General features: G+C 71.2%; 17 protein-coding genes. 6 read left to right on the forward strand and 11 right to left on the reverse strand.

What is annotated here, in order from left to right:
• Positions 1-88: 88 nt before the first annotated feature.
• A complete protein-coding gene (locus ACH4PY_RS26590; protein WP_398187868.1) occupies positions 89-877 on the forward strand; it encodes a hypothetical protein in 789 nt (262 codons plus the stop codon).
• A gap of 10 nt (positions 878-887) precedes the next feature.
• On the opposite strand, the gene ACH4PY_RS26595 is transcribed toward ACH4PY_RS26590, so the two are convergent.
• Together ACH4PY_RS26595 and ACH4PY_RS26600 are read right to left on the reverse strand one after the other, a co-directional pair.
• Positions 888-1,532, reverse strand: coding sequence for a class I SAM-dependent methyltransferase family protein (locus ACH4PY_RS26595; protein WP_398187871.1), 645 nt, complete (start codon positions 1,530-1,532; stop codon positions 888-890).
• Between the two features lie 59 nt (positions 1,533-1,591).
• Positions 1,592-2,317: an ATP-binding protein gene (locus tag ACH4PY_RS26600; RefSeq protein WP_398187873.1), complete on the reverse strand. Its 726-nt coding sequence runs from the start codon at positions 2,315-2,317 to the stop codon at positions 1,592-1,594.
• A gap of 199 nt (positions 2,318-2,516) precedes the next feature.
• Between ACH4PY_RS26600 and ACH4PY_RS26605 the strand changes: the two genes are divergently transcribed.
• On the forward strand, positions 2,517-3,419 hold the full coding sequence (locus tag ACH4PY_RS26605; protein WP_398187875.1) for a helix-turn-helix domain-containing protein: 903 nt from the start codon (positions 2,517-2,519) through the stop codon (positions 3,417-3,419).
• Positions 3,420-3,433: 14 nt separating this feature from the next.
• On the forward strand, positions 3,434-3,643 hold the full coding sequence (locus ACH4PY_RS26610; RefSeq protein WP_398187878.1) for a DUF397 domain-containing protein: 210 nt from the start codon (positions 3,434-3,436) through the stop codon (positions 3,641-3,643).
• 16 nt (positions 3,644-3,659) lie between these two features.
• On the opposite strand, the gene ACH4PY_RS26615 is transcribed toward ACH4PY_RS26610, so the two are convergent.
• Positions 3,660-4,208 (reverse strand): GNAT family N-acetyltransferase, encoded by a 549-nt coding sequence (locus ACH4PY_RS26615; RefSeq protein WP_398187881.1) that lies wholly within the window; start codon positions 4,206-4,208, stop codon positions 3,660-3,662.
• A 34-nt stretch (positions 4,209-4,242) separates the two neighbouring features.
• Complete coding sequence (locus ACH4PY_RS26620) at positions 4,243-5,310, reverse strand: endonuclease/exonuclease/phosphatase family protein (RefSeq protein ID WP_398187884.1); 1,068 nt, start codon at positions 5,308-5,310, stop codon at positions 4,243-4,245.
• 71 nt (positions 5,311-5,381) lie between these two features.
• On the opposite strand from ACH4PY_RS26620, the gene ACH4PY_RS26625 reads away from it, so the two are divergent.
• A complete protein-coding gene (locus ACH4PY_RS26625; RefSeq protein WP_398187886.1) occupies positions 5,382-7,031 on the forward strand; it encodes a hypothetical protein in 1,650 nt (549 codons plus the stop codon).
• A 41-nt stretch (positions 7,032-7,072) separates the two neighbouring features.
• Here ACH4PY_RS26625 and ACH4PY_RS26630 read toward each other — a convergent pair whose 3' ends face one another.
• Positions 7,073-7,579, reverse strand: coding sequence for a carboxymuconolactone decarboxylase family protein (locus tag ACH4PY_RS26630; protein ID WP_398187889.1), 507 nt, complete (start codon positions 7,577-7,579; stop codon positions 7,073-7,075).
• 41 nt (positions 7,580-7,620) lie between these two features.
• Between ACH4PY_RS26630 and ACH4PY_RS26635 the strand changes: the two genes are divergently transcribed.
• Both ACH4PY_RS26635 and ACH4PY_RS26640 read left to right on the forward strand, forming a co-directional pair.
• Positions 7,621-8,121 carry a MarR family winged helix-turn-helix transcriptional regulator gene (locus ACH4PY_RS26635; RefSeq protein WP_398187892.1) on the forward strand — a complete coding sequence of 167 codons (501 nt, stop codon included), beginning with the start codon at positions 7,621-7,623 and terminating at the stop codon, positions 8,119-8,121.
• A gap of 304 nt (positions 8,122-8,425) precedes the next feature.
• Positions 8,426-9,358 (forward strand): endonuclease/exonuclease/phosphatase family protein, encoded by a 933-nt coding sequence (locus ACH4PY_RS26640; RefSeq protein ID WP_398188187.1) that lies wholly within the window; start codon positions 8,426-8,428, stop codon positions 9,356-9,358.
• On the opposite strand, the gene ACH4PY_RS26645 is transcribed toward ACH4PY_RS26640, so the two are convergent.
• The 6 genes from ACH4PY_RS26645 to ACH4PY_RS26670 all read right to left on the reverse strand — a co-directional run bounded on the left by ACH4PY_RS26645 (position 9,355) and on the right by ACH4PY_RS26670 (position 17,748).
• A complete protein-coding gene (locus ACH4PY_RS26645) occupies positions 9,355-11,109 on the reverse strand; it encodes an NAD+ synthase (RefSeq protein ID WP_398187894.1) in 1,755 nt (584 codons plus the stop codon). The two genes, ACH4PY_RS26640 and ACH4PY_RS26645, sit on opposite strands and share 4 nt — an antisense overlap.
• Before the next feature lie 150 nt (positions 11,110-11,259).
• Positions 11,260-12,900: a glycoside hydrolase family 13 protein gene (locus ACH4PY_RS26650; RefSeq protein ID WP_398187898.1), complete on the reverse strand. Its 1,641-nt coding sequence runs from the start codon at positions 12,898-12,900 to the stop codon at positions 11,260-11,262.
• 136 nt (positions 12,901-13,036) lie between these two features.
• Positions 13,037-13,927, reverse strand: coding sequence for a carbohydrate ABC transporter permease (locus ACH4PY_RS26655; RefSeq protein WP_398187900.1), 891 nt, complete (start codon positions 13,925-13,927; stop codon positions 13,037-13,039).
• A 15-nt stretch (positions 13,928-13,942) separates the two neighbouring features.
• Positions 13,943-14,899 (reverse strand): carbohydrate ABC transporter permease, encoded by a 957-nt coding sequence (locus tag ACH4PY_RS26660; RefSeq protein WP_398187903.1) that lies wholly within the window; start codon positions 14,897-14,899, stop codon positions 13,943-13,945.
• Between the two features lie 117 nt (positions 14,900-15,016).
• The gene (locus ACH4PY_RS26665) at positions 15,017-16,423 is read right to left on the reverse strand and encodes an ABC transporter substrate-binding protein (RefSeq protein ID WP_398187906.1); all 1,407 of its coding nucleotides are present in this window, start codon (positions 16,421-16,423) and stop codon (positions 15,017-15,019) included.
• Between the two features lie 299 nt (positions 16,424-16,722).
• Positions 16,723-17,748, reverse strand: coding sequence for a LacI family DNA-binding transcriptional regulator (locus ACH4PY_RS26670; protein WP_031518284.1), 1,026 nt, complete (start codon positions 17,746-17,748; stop codon positions 16,723-16,725).
• Positions 17,749-17,782 lie beyond the last annotated feature (34 nt).

Raw genomic sequence — 17,782 nt, forward strand, 5'->3', positions numbered from 1 at the left:
GTAATGTTCGCGCCCGTACGGCAGGGCGTCACCGCGTTCACGTTGGGCGGCGGGGCGTGCGGGGGAGCGGCGGGGGAAGGCGGTCGGCATGGACACAGCCCCTGTGCCGCCGCGACCGGCGGACCCGCCGCGTATCCCGCCAGGGCGGAGGCCCGCCAAGCGCACCCTTCTGCTCGCCGGGGCGGCGGCCGTCGTGCTCGGCGTCGTGCTCGCTCTCACGCTCGGCGGAGGTGACGGCGGTGACGGCGGCTCCGCGGACGGTCCCGGGCGCCCCCTCCCGGGCCTGCGCGCCGACGACGTCCGTACCGTCGTCCTCGACGGGGTGTCCGGCACCGTCAGGATCACCGCCGACCCCGGCGCGCAGGCCGTCACCGGCAGTTTCCACCGCCCCGACGGCCATCCGGCCGCCCTGCGCGGCAGCACGTCCCACGACCGCGTCCTCACCCTCAACTGCCCCGACGACGACGGCCGTCCGCAGCCGTGCGCGGGAGACCTGGCCCTGGTGCTGCCCGCGCACACCGGCCTGCGGATCCGGCAGACCTCCGGTGAGGCCGAACTCGACGGACTCGGCGGCGACCTCGACCTCGACGCCTCCTCGATCCGCCTCACCACCCGGGATCTGCGCCCCGCGCACGCCGCCGTCACCGTCGTGTCCGGCAGCGCCGACCTCGGCTTCTCCGCCGCCCCCGCCGGACTCGACGTGCACGCGACCTCCGCGTCCGTCGCCGTCCGCCTGCCGAGGACCGAGGACGGCTACGCCGTCACCACGGCCGCGGCCTCCGCGGACGTCCGGGTCGGCGTGCCCCGGGACTCCGCCGCCGCCCACCGGGTGGCCCTCACCGTGACCTCCGGCTCCCTCTCCGTCGACAACGCCTGACGCGGGGCGGTCAGTTCGCGCGCATCACGTCGTAGCCGACGAAGGTGAACAGGCGGACGCCGGGCGTCAGCGGGCGGGGCGCGGTGGTGGAGCGGTGGACGCCGACGCCGTAGACCGCCTCGGGGGCCGACACCCACTGCCGGGTGAAGCCGCGATCCTCGAACCACCCGCAGATCAGCGGGAAGTTGTCCGGGTCCTCGCGGTGCCGGGTCCAGATGACGGCGCCGCCCTCGCGGACCAGCTCGGTGCAGTGGTCGACGGTGCGCTCGATGTCGGCGTCCGAGATGTTGCCGAACAGGCCGCAGACCAGGACGATGTCGGCCGGCACGGCCCCGGCGTAGTGCGTGGTGTCGGCGGCGTCCCCGGCGATCGCCTCGAAGTGCTCCAGCCCCGCTGCCCGCGCGGCCTCCCGCGCGTCCCGCACATTGCGCGCGTCCAGTTCGACGAGCCGCACCCGGGCGTCCGCCGCCCGCGGATGCCCGGCCAGGGCCCCGATGACGTCCCGCCCCTGCCCGCCGCACAGGCTCACGATGCGCACCGGTCCGGGCGGCATCCGGTCCAGCTCCTCGCGCAGCCGCGCCTGTACGGTCTCCAGCCGCCGCGGGTAGGTGGAGTCGGGACGGTCGTAGTTCTCGTGCCATGCGTGCCAGTCCATGCACGGCACTGTAGGGAAGGGGCGGCCCGGAGGGCGCCCCGATTTCCGCCGGTGGAGCCTCAGGGCTCCAACTGCCAGGTGTGCGCGCCCGGGTGGGCGGCGAACTCGCAGCACGGGGTGCCGGCGGAGGGGCAGACGTCGAGGCAGTCCGGCAGCACCAGGACCGCGGTGGGCGCGTGGCCCCGCACCCAGGGCGCCCACAGGGCGCCCGCCGGATCAGGCAGGTCCAGCACGAGCGCGTGGTGGTCCCCGGAGTCGTGCGCCTCCAGCGTGCACCGCAGCTCCCGCTCGACGTCCGCGGCCCCGCCCGCCGCGAAGTAGAGCGCGGCGTCGAGCAGGTGGGGCGGCAGCCGGGTCCGTTCCCCGCACGCCCGCCGCCGCTCGTCCGGGGCCCGCAGCTCGACCCACACGTCCTTGCCGTCCCCGGTCGGCTCGACCCCCCACGTGTCGGCGACCCCCTCGACCACGAGCAGCCCCCGCCCACCCTCCGCCGCCCAGTCCGGCGCCTGCACCGCGGGCAGCTTCTCGCTGCCGTCGCTGACGGTGACCCGCACGCCCCGGCTGCGCCGCTCCAGCGTGAGCACGCACGTCACGCAGTCCGTGTGCTTCCCGACGTTCGAGAGCAGCTCGGACGCGCACAGCGCGGCGGCGTCGGCAAGCTCCCCGTACCCCCAGAGCCGCACGTACGCCCCGACGTCATGCCGCACCCCGGCGACCGCCTCTGCTCTGACCTCCACGACCTGCCGGTGGCACTGCCCGGGAAGCGGTTGAGCTGTCGCTGTCATGGCCTCTCCCTGCCGCCCGGCCGCGGGCGTGCGTCGCTCGTTCGGACGCTGCGTCATCGGACGCGCATCCTCCGTTACGCCCCAGGCTGGACCCAAGTAGGGTGTTCCCGCAACCTGTTCAGCTTCAAAGTTGCAGGAATCCTAGAAGTGGCGCACCAGTTCGACATTGACGAGACATGGAGCTATGAGGTACGAAAAAGTGACGTCCAACACACCTGCAATGGGGGTCAAGTTGCCCAAGCACCTGCGCCCGACCGTCCGGCGCCGCAAGGTCGGCAGCGAGTTCAAGCGCCTGCGCGAGGCGGCAGGAGTCACGATGGACCAGGCCGCCGAGCGGATCGGCGGGGACAAATCGAAGATCTCCCGCCAGGAGAACGGGCGCCAGAGCGTCAGCAAGCTCGAAGCGGAGGCCCTGCTCGAGCTTTACCACGTCGACGATCAGCGCCTTCGGACAGCCCTGATCACCATGGCCCGCGAGAGCCGCCGCAAGGGCTGGTGGGCGCAGTACGGTGACCTGCTGGCCGACTCCTTGCAGGAGCAGTTGAGCATCGAGTCCGACGCGGAGCGGATACTGATCTTTCAACCTCAACTGATTCCCGGGTTGCTCCAGACCCGCGCCTACGCGTACGAGTCCATCCGCCGGGCCATGCCGAAGACGGCCACTGACGAGGAAGTAGAGCCCTACGTCCAGCTACGGCTGGCGCGCCAGGAGATCCTGCGGGGCGAGAAGGCGCCCAAACTCGTCTGCGTCCTCGACGAAGCCGTGCTGCACCGCCCGATGGGCAGCCCCGAGGCGATGGCGGAACAACTGCGGCGGTTGGTGGAGGTCAACGATCCGCCGCACCTGACGATCCAGGTCGTCCCGTTCTCCCACGGCTGGCACGCCGGTGTGGACGGCGCCTTCAGCATCTTCTCGTACCCCGATCCGATGGACCTGGACGTCGTCAGCATCGCGTACCTCGACGGCGCCCTCTACCTGGAGGAGGACGGCCCGGTCGAGCGTCACCAAATGGCCTTTGACCAACTACGCGCCGCCGCCCTATCGTCTCAGCAGTCCATGGCCCTGATTTCCAAGCTCGCGAAGGGCCTGCTTGGCGGCTAGAGACGGGTACGACGATGATGCGGCACGACTTCCCCGCGACCGGATGGCGCAAGTCCTCCTACAGCAGCGACAGCGGGCCGCAGTGCGTCGAATTCCAGCCCGCCCCGCAGGGGCTCGTCGCTGTCCGGGACAGCAAGAACCCCGCCCTCGGGGCTCACGCCTTCACCGCCACGGAGTGGATGCACTTCGTGGACGCCGTGCGCAATGGCGAGTTCGACCGCTGACGGCGGGCCCGGCGGGTCAGACCGCCGGGAGGGACGGGTCCGGCTCCCAGGGGGTGGGGGCGGTGATCGACCAGCGTTCGTGGTCGCGCCAGGCGCCGTTGATGTAGAGGTAGTCGGGGGATATGCCCTCGAAGCGGAAGCCGAGGCGCTGGACCAGCGCGAGGGACGGCTTGTTCGCGGGCTGGATGTTCGCCTCCAGGCGGTGGAGGCGCAGCTCGGTGAAGGCGTGCTCCAGGACGAGGGTCAGGCCCTCGGTCATGTAGCCGCGGCCCGCGGAGGGGGCGAAGGCCGCGTACCCGAGGGACGCGCCCTGGTAGCGGCCGCGGATGATCGAGTTGATGTTGACCGTGCCCGCGGCCGCGCCCGTCTCGCGGAGGCGGACGAGGAAGCCGAGGTTGGTGCCGTCGTCGAAGCGGTGCATCCAGGCCCGGAAGGCCTCCGCTGTCTTCGGCAGCTGCATGTACGGCCCGTACAGCTCGGCGCTGGCGGCCACGAGTGCGCAGAATTCGTCCTGGTCGGCAAGGGTGAGCGGGGAGAGTTCCACCCGCGGCGGCGTCGTGAGCATGACCCCCACGCTAAGGCATGCCGCCGGTGGGCGGTCAGCCCGTCGTGACGGACGCCGTGGCGGACATCGGCAGATGGTCGGACCAGCCCGACAGCGCGGAGTCGCTCAGCACCTGGCAGGAGGTGAAGGCGCTCTTGGAGAACAGGTAGTCGTACTTGCGGTCGCCGCGGGTCGAGCCGTTCCACATCGTGCCCGTGCCCTTGCGGGCCGTGCCCGTCGGGCCCTGTTCGCACTCGTGGTAGGCGGCGTAGAGCGGGACGAGGATGGTGCTGTCGGCGCCGCTGGCGGGGTCGTCCGGGGGGCGGGTGTTGAAGTCGCCGCCGAAGACGGTGTCGTGGCCGTCGCCGACGATCTCGTGGAGGCGCTGGACCTGCGCGGCGCGGTAGGAGAAGCCGGGGCGCGGGTCGATGTCCTCGCCCTGCGGGGTGAGGTGGCTGGTGCAGAAGCGGACCGGGGTGCCGGTGGTGCGGCGTACGCACAGCGCCTTGAGGGCGAGCCCGCCGTCGGGGGATTCGAGGTCGAACTCCTCGCGCGAACCGTACGTGCCCTTCACCGCGATCGCGACGCCCTGCACACCGATGAGGGCGTCCCCGCGGCAGCGGAAGTCCGAGGTGGCGGACGGATTGGCGTAGCGCGGCGGGTAGGTGATGGTGCCGCCGGGGCTCGGCAGCGAGGTGCCGAAGCGGGCCTCGGCGGGCTGGGTGTACGGCACGAAGGCCACGCTCCAGCCGCTGCCGAGTTTCTCGCCGAGCCAGGTCACCTCGCTCTTCGTGGCGGTCTTGGCGCTGTCGTAGGACGCGTCGTTCTCCGCGTCGTTGCCGCACACCTCCTGGAGGAAGACGGCGTCGGCGGAGTGGCTCACCGCGAGGCTCGCGACCTCGGCCGCCAGCTCCTCGGGCTTGTTGCGCGACGGGCAACTGCCGCTCTCCCCGCAGATGTTCCACGTCAGTACGTGGACGCTGCTGGTGGTGGCCGCCGCTTCCACGCGGGTCGGCCCGTCGGAGGAGTGCCCGGACACCGCCGACCGCACCGCCGAGCCCGTCCAGACCAGCGCCGCCGCGGCCAGCACCCCGGCCACCGCACCGAATTGACGTCGTCTCACCGTTACCTCCCCGTCCCCCGCAGGCCGCGCACAGTTTAGAGTAAGGGCGAACTGGCGATCGAGGGGGACGTATGTCAGGACGGACGGCGAAGGCAACCCGCAGGCACCGCCTGGTGACGGCCCTGGTCGTCGCGCTGGCGACCGGCGTGGTCGTGGCCCCCGGCCCCTCCGCGGGCGCCGCGGGCACCGGGCACACCCGTGCCACGGACCTGAACGGGGACGGCGCCGGTGACGTCGTGGTGGCCTCCTCCGCCCGGATGACCCGCTGGGCAGATCCCGCGGTGGGCGCGGCCGACCTGGGCGGCTCCGTCTACCTGCTGCCCGGCGGCGCCCCCGGCGCGCGGCCGGGCCCCGTCGTGGTGAGCCAGGACAGCAGCGCGTCGGTCCCCGGCAGCTCCGAACTCGGCGACACCTTCGGCCAGTCCGTCGCCACCGGCGACTTCGACGGCGACGGGAAGGCGGACGTCGCCTTCGGCAATCCGCACGAGGCGGTCGGCACCGTTCCGGACACCGGCGCGGTGACCGTCCAGTACGGCCAGAGCGCCGCGCCCTACCTGGGCGCCGGGACGGGCGGGCTCACCTGGATCGACCAGAACGCCGACGGTGTCCCCGGCGACAACGAGCCCGCGGACCACTTCGGCACCAGCCTGGTCACCGGCTACTTCAACGACGACGACTACGCCGACCTCGCGATCGGCGCGCCCGGCGAGGCCATCGGCACGGCCTTCGAGGCGGGCCGGGTCACCGTCCTGTACGGCGGCCCCACCGGCCTGACCGCCACCGGGGCGCAGGAGTTCGACGGGTCGGTGGCCGGTGCCGCCGAGCCCTTCGACCACTTCGGCGCCTCGCTCGCCGCGGCCGACCTGCGCGGCGACGGCCACGACGACCTGGCCGTGCTCGCCTCGGGCGAGGCCATCGGCGGTGTGGACGGCGCATGGGGCGCCGCCGTCGTACTGACCGGCACCGCGAGCGGGCTGTCCGCCGCCTCCCCGGCGGTGGTCAACGTGGGGACCACCGGGACGTCCGGCCACATCCGCACCCTGGTCGCCGGCCGCTTCACCGGCACCGGCTACGCCGACCTCGCCCTCTTCGCCGACCAGCAGCGCGGGGCCGCACCCGGTTCGGGCGCGGTCGTGGTGGCCCCCGGCGGCACGACCGGCGTCGGCACCGTACCCGTCGTGCCCCTTCCTGCCCCGGCCGTGACGGCGTACGCCCTGTGGGGCGGCTCCCTGGCCGCGGGCGACGTCAACGGCGACGGCCGCGACGAGCTGGCCGTCGGGGCGCTGCGCGGCGCGGGCGACAAGGGCAGCGTCACCGTCTTCACCGGCGACCCGGCCGGCCTCACCGCCCGCCCCAGCGCCACCTTCACCGAGGACTCGCCCCCGCTCGCCGCCACCGGCAAGCCCGGCGAGGGCTTCGGCTACGCCGTCTCGCTCCAGGACCACACCGGCGACGGCCACGCCGAACTCCTCGTCAGCGCCCCCTGGGAGGACGCCACCGCCCCCGCGGCGCGGACCTCCACGACCGGCTCCGTCCTCTTCGAGCTGGCCCTGACCATCCCCGCGTCCGGCCCCCCGGTGCTGACCTCCGCCCTCGCCACCGCCCGCCAGGCCCCCTCCGCCTTCGGCCCCGGCGGTGTCGGCCTGGCCGGCGGTGTCACCGCCCTGACGGAGAACGGCGTCGAGCCCGCGCCGTGGCTGGACCGGCTGCCGTACAACTAGCTCCCGTACGACCAGGACAACCGGCGCTGCGCGTAAGGCGCTCAGGCCGCCCCGGTCAGGCGGTTCGCCAGGGTCGTGAGGGTGTACGCGCCGATGCCGAGGACGACTTCCAGGGCGTTGCGCTCGGTGTAGCCGTGGGCGAGGAGGGACTGGAGGGTGGCGTCCGGTACGGCGCCCGCGGTCGTCATCGCGTCGAGGGTGAAGGTGCGGAGTGCTTCGAGGCGGGGGTCGGGGAGGGGGCGGGCCTCGCGGAGGGCGGTGACGACGTCGGGGGAGGCGGGGAGTTTGCGCAGCCTCGCGGTGTGGATGCCGATGCAGACGTGGCACTGGTTGCGGACGGAGACCGTCATCGCGACGGTCTCCTGCGAGAGCGCGTCCAGCGTGCTGGTCTCGAAGCTCGCGTTCAGGGCGAGGAAGCCGTTGAGCAGCTCGGGCGAGTGGGCGAGGCGGGCGGCCGCGTCGGGCAGCCCGCCGAATTCCTTCTTGATCGCCCGCAGCGCGGGCTGCGACTCCGGCGGGGCGCTGTCGAGGGTGTGTGCGGCGAACATGGGAGCCCCCTAAAATGGACAACATGGTTGACGATGAGACGATGGTAAACCAGGTTGTCCATATAGGGAAGCCGGAGTCGCGGTCCCGGCCCGGGTACGAGCTGCCGCTGCTGCTCCTCGCGGGCTTCCGCACGCTCATCGACGAGGTCCACGCGGAACTCGCCGCCCAGGGGCATCCGGACCTGCGGCCCGCGCACGCCTTCGCCCTCCAGGCCATCGGGCCCGACGGGGCGGGCGCGAGCGACATCGCCCGCACGCTCGGCATCTCCAAGCAGGCCGCGGGCAAGACCGTCGACAAGCTCGTCGCCCTCGGCTACGCCGTGCGCGCGGACGACCCCGCGGACGCGCGCCGCAAGCTCGTCCGCATCAGCCGTTCCGGCTACGACGTCCTCGCCCGCTCCGCCGCGGTCTTCGACCGGCTGCGTGCGCAGTGGGCGGCCGCGCTCGGCGAGGACGCGGTGCGGACGATGGAGGACGGTCTGCGCACCGTCGCCGCGCCGGGGGCGTTCCGGTTGGACGCCGCGTCCTGGATCGGGTCCTGAGCCGTTCTTCCGGAGGAGCGCCGCGGCGGCGGCAGCGGAAAAGGGGGAAAACGTCCGGGATTCGTCACAAGCCGCCCCCCGGCGGAACCCGCGGGACGGGTGGGGCCGTCGGTTCACATGCCGATCGCCTAAGGTCGGCACAGCACCCGGCACGGCTATGCACGGCGAGGCGAGGTTCCGAATGACGCAGGCGCAGAGCGGCACGGACGCCACCGCGGGGGACGAGGAGGTGCGGCCCGCGGCGGGGGAGAGCCGGGTGCGGGCTGCGGGGCGGAAGTTCGCGCGCTGGTGGCGTCCCACCGGGATGTGGCGGCGCGGGATCGTCACCGCGGCGGTGTGCGTCCTGCTCACCGGTGTGCTGTTCTTCCACTCCGACATCCCCAACCGGATCGGCAACCTCGGGAGCCTGACCGAGACGTTCCTGCCGTGGCTCGGCCTGGTGCTGCCGGTGCTGCTGGTGGTCGCGGTGCTGCGCCGGTCGGCGACCGCGCTGATCGCGCTCGTGCTGCCGGTGGCCGTGTGGGCGAACCTCTTCGGCGGTCTGCTCATCGACAAGTCGGAGTCCGGCGGCGACCTCACCGTGCTGACGCACAACGTCAACGCCGACAACCCCGACCCGGACGGCACCGCGCGGGACGTGGCCGCGGCCGGGGCGGACGTCGTCGCGCTGGAGGAGCTGCCGGAGAGCCAGGCCAAGCGCTACGCGAGCGACCTCGCGCGGGCGTACCCGTACCACTCGGTGCAGGGCACGGTCGGGCTGTGGAGCAAGTACCCGCTGAGCGGGGTGCGTCCGGTGGACATCCGGATGGGCTGGACGCGGGCGATGCGCGCGGCCGTCGCCACGCCGGACGGGCCGGTCGCGGTGTACGTGGCCCATCTGCCGTCCGTGCGGGTGAAGTTCGACGCCGGGTTCACCGCGGGGCAGCGCGACCGGGCGGCGGACGCACTCGGCCAGGCCATCATCGCCGAGCCGCTGCACAGCGTGGTGCTGCTCGGCGACCTCAACGGCACGATGAACGACCGCGCCCTCGCCTCCGTGACCTCCCAGATGCGCTCCACCCAGGGCGCGGCGGGCAACGGCATGGGCTTCAGCTGGCCGGCGAGCTGGCCGATGGCACGGATCGACCAGATCATGGTCAAGGGCGCCGAACCGCGCTCGTCCTGGACCCTGCCGAAGACGGGCAGCGACCACCTCCCGATCGCCGCCCGCCTCCAACTGCCCGCGAAAAACGGCTAGTCGCCCTCGCGCCAGCGGTCGGTGACGGGCAGCCGACGGTCCTTGCCGAAGCCCTTCGCGGAGATCTTCGTGCCCGGCGGGTACTGGCGGCGCTTGTACTCGGCGGTGTCCGTGAGCTTCAGGACGCGGGTGACCAGCTCCGGGTCGAAGCCCGCCGCGACGATCGCCGCGTAGCCCTGGTCGCCGTCCACGTACAGCGCCAGGACGCGGTCCAGGACGTCGTAGTCGGGCAGCGAGTCGGTGTCGACCTGGCCGGGGCGCAGCTCGGCGCTCGGCGGCTTGCTGATCGAGTTCTCCGGGATCGGCGGTGTCTCGCCCTTCTCGGCGGCGACCGCGTTGCGCCAGCGGGCGAGCCGGAAGACGGTCGTCTTGTAGACGTCCTTGATCGGGCCGTACGCGCCGACCGAGTCGCCGTAGAGGGTCGAATACCCCACCGCCAGCTCGCTCTTGTTGCCCGGCGCGAGCACGATGTGGCCCTCCTGGTTGGAGATCGCCATCAGCGTCACCCCGCGCAGCCGGGACTGCAGGTTCTCCTCCGCGAGCCCGGTGAGCCCCAGCGACTCCATGTACGCGTCGAACATCGGCGCGATGGGGACGGTCCGGTAGTTCAGGCCGGTGCGGCGGGCGAGTTCGGCGGCGTCACCCCGGGAGTGGTCCGAGGAGTACGCCGACGGCATCGACACGCCGTACACGTTCTCCGCGCCGACCGCGTCGCACGCCAGCGCCGCCACGAGCGCCGAGTCGATACCGCCGGACAGGCCGATCAGCACCGAGCGGAAGCCGTTCTTCTGGACGTACGCGCGCAGGCCCGTCACGAGCGCGCCGTAGACCTGGGCGTCGTCGCCGAGCGGCTCGGCGACCGCGCCCGCGAACTGCGGCTCGTACGCCGGGACGGGCTTGTCCGACAGCGTCAGGTGCTGGATCTCCAGCCCGTCGTCGACGACCCCGGACGCAGGGGAGGGCGTGGCGGCCGGCAGCTCCAGATCGAGGATCACGCACTCCTCGGTGAACTGCGGGGAGCGCGCAACGACCTCGCCCTCCGCGTCCACCACGATCGTGTCGCCGTCGAAGACCAGCTCGTCCTGCGCGCCGACCATCGCGACGTACGCCGTCGTGCAGCCCGCCTCCCGGGCCCGCTTGCGCACCAGCTCCAGCCGGGTGTCGTCCTTGTCGCGCTCGTACGGCGACGCGTTGATCGACAGCAGCAGCCCGGCGCCCGCGGCGCGCGCGGCCGGTACGCGGCCGCCGTCCTGCCACAGGTCCTCGCAGATCGCCAGCGCGACGTCCACACCGTTCACCCGGACCACGGGCATCGTGTCGCCGGGCACGAAGTAGCGGAACTCGTCGAAGACGCCGTAGTTGGGCAGGTGGTGCTTGGCGAAGCGCAGCGCGACCCTGCCGCCGTGCAGGACCGCGGCGCAGTTCTGCGGGGCGCCCGCGGGCTGGCCGTAGCGCGGGCGGGCGTTCTCGCTGCGGCCGAGGTAGCCGACGACGACCGGCAGCCCGCCGAGGCCCTCGGCGTCCAGCCGGGCCGCGAGGTCGGCGAGCGCGGCGCGGCTCGCCTCGACGAAGGACGACCGCAGGGCCAGGTCCTCCACGGGGTAGCCGGTGAGCATCATCTCGGGGAAGGCCACGAGGTGGGCTCCCTGCCCGGCGGCGTGCCGGGACCAGCGCAGCACGGACTCGGCGTTGCCGGCGATGTCGCCGACGGTGGAGTCGATCTGGTTCAGGGCGAGTCGTAGTTGAGGCACGTGGTCATTGTAATCGTCATTTCGACGAAATGCTGTCTGCCGGGTCACACCCGGCGGTCGTTGCGCATGTCGCGCCGGGCAACGGGCAAGGGGCGCGTGGGAGGTGTTCCCACGCGCCCCTGAGGACGAGGTGCCCGGCCGGGCGGAGGCTCAGGTCCGCAGCCAGGCGGCCGTGTCCGCGGGCAGGCGGCCCCCCACGAGCGGCCCGCTGGTCAGCAGAACCTCCGCGTGCGCGGGCAGCTCCGCCGGCTCCTCCGCCAGGTTCAGCACGCACACGAACTCCGGCGACCGCCGGAACGCCAGGACCGACGGGTCGGACTCCAGCCACGCGAACGTACCGTCGCCGAGGCCCGGCTCGGCCCGGCGCAGGCGCAGCGCCTCCCGGTAGAGGGAGAGCATGGAGTCCGGGTCGGCGGACTGCGCCTCGGCGGTGCGGGAGGCCCAGTCCGCGGGCTGCGGGAGCCACGGTTCGGCGGTGGCGCCGGCGGGGCTGAAGCCGAAGGGCGGCTCGGAGCCGCTCCACGGCAGCGGCACCCGGCAGCCGTCACGGCCGGGGTTGGTGTCGGCCGAGCGGAGGTACATCGGGTCCTGGAGCTTGTCCAGCGGGATGTCCTCGACCTCGGGCAGGCCCAGCTCCTCGCCCTGGTAGAGGTACACCGAGCCGGGCAGCGCAAGCGTGAGCAGGGCCGCGGCCCGCGCACGGCGGGTGCCGAGCTCCAGGTCGGTCGGGATGCCGAAGGCCTTCGTGGCGAAGTCGAAGCCGGTGTCGGCGCGGCCGTAGCGGGTGACCGTACGCGTCACGTCGTGGTTGCACAGCACCCACGTGGCGGGCGCGGCGACGGGCGCGTGCGCGGCGAGCGTGACGTCGACGGAGGTGCGCAGCCGGTCGACCTCCCACGGGCAGGACAGGAAGTCGAAGTTGAAGGCCGTGTGCATCTCGTCGGGCCGCAGGTAGCGCGCGAAGCGCTCCGCGTCGGGCAGCCACACCTCGCCGACCAGGATGCGCGCACCCGGGTAGGAGTCGGCGATGGCGCGCCAGCCGCGGTACACCCCGTGCAGCTCGTCGCGGTCGATGTACGGGTGCGGGACGCCGGGCTCGTCGGTGAGGTCGGGCAGCCCCGGGTCCTTCATGACCATCGCGGCGGAGTCGATGCGCACGCCGCCGGCGCCGCGGTCGAACCAGAAGCGCAGGATGTCCTCGTGCTCGGCGCGGACCTCGGGGTGGTTCCAGTTGAGGTCGGGCTGCTCGGAGTCGAAGAGGTTGAGGAACCAGTCGCCGGGGGTGCCGTCCGGGTTCGTGGTGCGGGTCCAGGCGGGGCCGCCGAACTGCGAGGGCCAGTTGTTGGGCGGCAGCTCGCCGTTCTCGCCGCGCCCGGGGCGGAACCAGAAGCGCTCGCGCGCGGCCGAGCCGGGGCCCGCGGCCAGCGCCTCGCGGAACCACGGGTGGGCGGCCGAGATGTGGTTGGGCACGATGTCGATGATGGTCCTGATGCCCAGCGCGAGGGCTTCCGAGATGAGCTTCTCGGCCTCCGCGAGGGTCCCGAAGACCGGCTCGACGTCCCGGTAGTCGGCGACGTCGTAACCGCCGTCGGCCATCGGCGAGGGGTACCACGGGCAGAACCACAGAGCGTTGACGCCCAGCTCGGCCAGGTACGGCAGCCGGGACCGCACACCGGCCAGATCACCGGTCCCGTCACCGTTGCTGTCGGCGAAGCTCCGCGGATAGACCTGGTAGATGACCGCGCCGCGCCACCAGTTCTCGTCGGCCTCGGGCTGAGGGGTGTCTGCCACGTCAACGTCCTTTCGGGCAGGTGGGACCCCGCCGCCGGCCCCGGATGGCGGGGATGTGGGCATGAGGGCCGGCGGCGGAGTGCTGTGGGGTGGAGCGTTACGGAAGGCTGGGCAGCGTGTCGGACTGCCGGGCCGGTCAGCCCTTGAGGCTGCCGGCGGTCAGGCCGGACATGATGTTGCGCTGGAAGAGCAGGAAGATCAGCAGGGTCGGCAGCGCCGAGATCGCGAGCGCGGCGATGAGGACGTTCTGCGGGACGCCCTGCGAGAGCGAGTTGATGCCGATGTTGATCGGCTGCTTCGTCGGGTCGGGCTCCACCAGCATCGGCCAGAGGAAGTCCTTCCACACGTTGACCACCGCGAAGATCGACACGACGCCCAGGATCGGCCGGGACATCGGCAGCACGATGGACAGCAGGGTGCGCATCGGCCCGGCCCCGTCGATGGCCGCGGCGGCCATGAGGTCGTTGGGGATCGAGTCGAAGAACCGCTTGAGCAGGAAGATGTTGAAGCCGTTGGCCACGGTGGGCAGCCAGATCGCCCACGGGTGGTTGATCAGGTTGACGTGCAGCAGCGGCAGGTCCAGCACCGTCATGTACTGCGGGATGATCAGCACGGCCGACGGGATCATCAGCGTGGCGAGCATGCCGCCGAGCACGATGTTGCCCAGGACCGGGCGGAGCTTGGACAGCGCGTAGGCGGCGGCGACGTCGAAGACGAGCTGGAAGAAGAGCGCGCCGAACGCGTAGTAGAAGGTGTTCCACAGCAGCTTGGCGAGCTTCAGCTGCGTCCACGCGTTCTTGTAGTTCGACGGCTCGGGGTGGTGCGGGAAGAGGGTGGGCGGGTTCTGCACCACCTCGTGCACGGACTTGAAGCCGCTGGTGACCATCCAGTACAGCGGGCCGATGAAGACCACCGTGAAGACGACCAGGACCAGCGTCAGCACGGTCCAGTAGATACGCCTGCCGCGCGGCCGGGCGAGCGTCGCGGACGATATCAGCGTCCGGTTCTGCGGAGTGAACTCTGCCATGACCTGTGATCCGTCCTAGTCGCTGTTCCGGTTGAGCCGCGCGTACACACCGGAGAATCCGATGAGTACCAGGAGCAGGAAGAGGCCGAGGGCCGCTGCGCCGCCGAAATTGTTGTAGCGGTAGCCGTACTGGTAGACCATGTAGACGACCGTCATCGTGGAATTCTCCGGGCCGTTTCCGCCGGCCATCAGGTACACGTTGGTGAATTCCTGCATGGTCGCCACGACCTGCAGCAGCAGCATGAGCGAGAGCACCAGCCGGGTCTGCGGGATGGTCACGTGCCAGATCTTGCTCCACAGGCCGGCGCCGTCCAGGTCGGCGGCCTCGTACAGCTCACCGGGGATGTTCTGGAGCGCCGCCAGGTAGATCAGGGTCGCGCTGCCCATGCTCATCCAGGTGGCCGCGATCACCACCGAGATGAGCGCGGTGTTCGACGAGTCCAGCCATTGCGACGTCGGCAGGTGGAAGAAGTGCAGAATGCGGTTGAAGAGGCCGTATTCCGGGTTGTAGAAGTACTTGAAGAGCAGGGCCCCGGCCACCGGCGGAAGCATCACCGGAAGGTAGACCAGCACCCGCAGGTACGCCCTCGCGTGCCGCAGTTCGTTGAGCAGGATCGCCACGAAGAAGGGCACCGCGAAACCGATGACCAGCGCGTAGAGCGTGAACAGTCCGGTGTTCTTCCAGGCCGTCCAGAAATACGGGTCGTGGTAGACAGTCTTGATGTTCTGGAAACCGACCCAGCTGGTCACACCGCGTTTGGTGTGCTGGAAGCTCATGATGAACTCCCGGACCATCGGGTACCAGGAGAACAGCCCGAAGCAGATGATCGCGCCGATCAGGAATCCGTAGGCGCGCAGGTTCTGGCTGACCTTGCGGCCCAGGCCGCCCCGGCCGCCCGCGCTACGGGGACCGGCGGCCCGCCCGGCGTGGCGCCGTGTTGTCTTGTCGGGGACGGTCGTCGTCGCCGCCATGGGAAGCTCCTCGGCTGGAAGCGTGCGTGGTCGAGGGTGGGAGTCGGGGCTCGGTGGCCGGGCTCGGGGCCGCGCCCGCGGGGCCGGTCACCGACCGGCCCCGCGGGGGCTGCGCTGTTACTGGCTCGCGGCCAGCAGCTGGTTCGCCTGCGTCTCGGCGGAGGAGAGCAGCTTGTCGACGTCGGCGTTCTTGTTGCTGAGGACGCCGGACATCACGGTGTCGAGCACGGTGTAGAGCTTCTGCGCGTTCGGCGGCTCACCCTTCACCGGGACCTGCGCGTCCACGTAGGACTTGTAGTTCTGGACCGGCACCGTGGCGTACTGGGTCTTGTCCGCGGTGTCCGTGGCCTTGGACTGGCCGGTGAAGAAGAAGGGCTGCGGCAGGCCGACCGGGATGCCGTACGCCTTGTTGCGGGCGTAGTTGAACTGGCCCTTCTTCAGGGTCAGGAACTTGAAGTTGATCCAGGCGATGCCCGCCTTGATCTGGTCCGGGGTGTCCGACTTCTTGAAGAAGTAGTCGTTGCCGCCCATCAGCGAGGTCTTGCCGCCGGGGATCGGCGCCATGCCGAGGTCGTCGAAGTTGGCGCCGTACTGCTGGACCATGAGCTGGATGTCGTCGGGAGCCGCGAGGTACATGCCGATCTGGCCGGCGCCCATCGCCTTCTGGCTCTCGCCCCACTCCTTGCCCGCGCTCTGCGGCATGCTGTTGTCGACCCAGCGCATGTCGTGGATCGTCTGCAGGATCTGCTTGGCCTCGGGACCGTTGAAGGTCGCCTTGGAGCCGCTGTCGTCGACGACGGTGTTGCCGGCGCCGTAGAGGGCCGAGGTCAGGTGCCAGCCACCCTGGTTGCCGGCGCCGTACTCGAAGAAGCCGTGGATGCCCTTGCTGCCCAGCTTGTCCTGGATCTGCTTGGCGTCGGTGCGGATCTCGTCCCAGGTGGTCGGCGGCTTGTTCGGGTCCAGACCGGCCTCGGTGAAGATCTTGCGGTTGTAGATCAGGCCCATCGAGTAGTTCGTGGTGGGCAGGCCGTAGAGGCGGCCGCCGTCCTTGAGGATGTCGAGGACGCCCGGGTCGATGTCCTTGAGGTTCGGCACCGTCTTGTCATTGACGTAGTCGGTGATGTCCGCGGCCTGCCCGGCGTCCAGCACCTGCTGGAGGTCGGTGACGTACGAGTAGAACGCGTCGGTCTCGGACCCGCCCTGCAGCTGCGCGGTGAACTTGTCCGTCTCCTCGCAGGGGAACGCGTCCTTGCTGTTGATCGTCACGTTCGGGTACGTCTTGTGGAACTCGGCGACATCGTCGAGCCACTGCTTGCGCTCGGGCTTCTTCGTGGTCGGCGGCATGCAGTCGACGCTGATCGTCACCTTGGTCTTCGGGTCCAAGGGGGTACCGGCGCTGGCGCTGCTGGTCTTGCTGCCGCCGTCGTCCTTCTTGTCCTTGCTGTCGGAGCACGCGGCGCTCGTCAATCCGATGCCTGCGACCAGCGCGAATGCCACCAGTCTGCGGTAGCGGATTCCACTCATGATCAAACCCTTCCCCTGAACCACTGCGCGTCGTTGGACTGCGATTGGGACCCCTGCGGCGCATGATGCACATGATGTCCGGCGCAGGTGCAGCGCGACCGTCTCGGGTTGGCTCAACGTACTTAACCCGATAGATGTCCGCAAGATGTCGCGCGAATTTCGCAAAGACACGACTTGGTCACGACGCCTGGTGAGCGGGTTACGCTGCGCAGACGACGGAGCGCGCATCATCCGCGCACCGGTCACCGGTGCGCGGAAGTGCGCGCTCAGCCCTGCCAGGACCCCCGAGGGGCCCGCGACTACGCGTTGGTGCGCGCCTCCGGGTGCGGGATACGGGCGGGGTGCGGGGCCGGTCCGGTGGAACCGCGCACCACCAGTTCCGGTTCGAAGAACAGCTCGTCGTGGTCGACCGAGGCGCCGCTGATCTCACCGGCCAGCAGGTCCACCGCGGCCCGGCCCATCGCCTCGATCGGCTGGCGTACGGTGGTCAGCGGCGGCTCGGTGCAGTTCATGAGCGAGGAGTCGTCGTAGCCGATCACCGACACGTCCTCGGGCACCGACAGCCGGCGCCGCCGGGCGGCCCTTATCGTGCCGAGCGCCAGCAGGTCGGAGGCGCAGATGAAGGCCGTGATGCCGCGCGCCAGCAGCCGGCTCGCCGCGGCCTGGCCGCCCTCCAGCGTGAAGAGCGCGTGCTCCACGGTGACCGACGGGTCCACCCGGCGCGCGGCCGCGAGCTTGCGGCGCGAGGGCACGTGGTCCGGCGGGCCGAGCACCAGCGCGATGCGCTGGTGGCCCAGCGACATCAGGTGGTTCATCGCCTGCTCCACCGCCACCGCGTCGTCGCACGAGACGCGGGGGAAGTCGAGATGGTCGATCGCCGCGTTCATCAGCACGGTGGGCAGGTTGCGTTCGGCCAGGCGCGCGTAGTGGTCGTGCGGGGACTCGGCCTGGGCGTAGAGCCCGCCGAAGAAGACCACCCCGGACACATGCTGCTGGAGCAGCAGTTCCACGTAGTCGGCCTCCGAGACGCCGCCCGCGGTCTGGGTGCAGAGCACCGGGGTGAAGCCCTGCTGTGCCAGCGCGCCGCCGACCACCTCCGCGAAAGCGGGGAAGATCGGGTTCTGCAGCTCGGGCATGACCATGCCGACCAGCCGGGCGCGTTCCCCGCGCAGCTGGGTGGGCCGTTCGTAACCGAGCACGTCAAGAGCGGTGAGGACCGCGGCCCGGGTAGCGTCGGAGACGCCGGGCTTCCCGTTCAGCACCCTGCTGACGGTGGCCTCGCTCACTCCGACCTTCTTTGCCACCTCGGCAAGTCGTCGTGTCATGGCGTCGATTCTAGTACAGGTGGCGCAAGTTTCT

The sequence above is a fragment of the Streptomyces sp. NPDC021224 genome, from assembly GCF_044332905.1.
GTDB lineage: Bacteria > Actinomycetota > Actinomycetes > Streptomycetales > Streptomycetaceae > Actinacidiphila.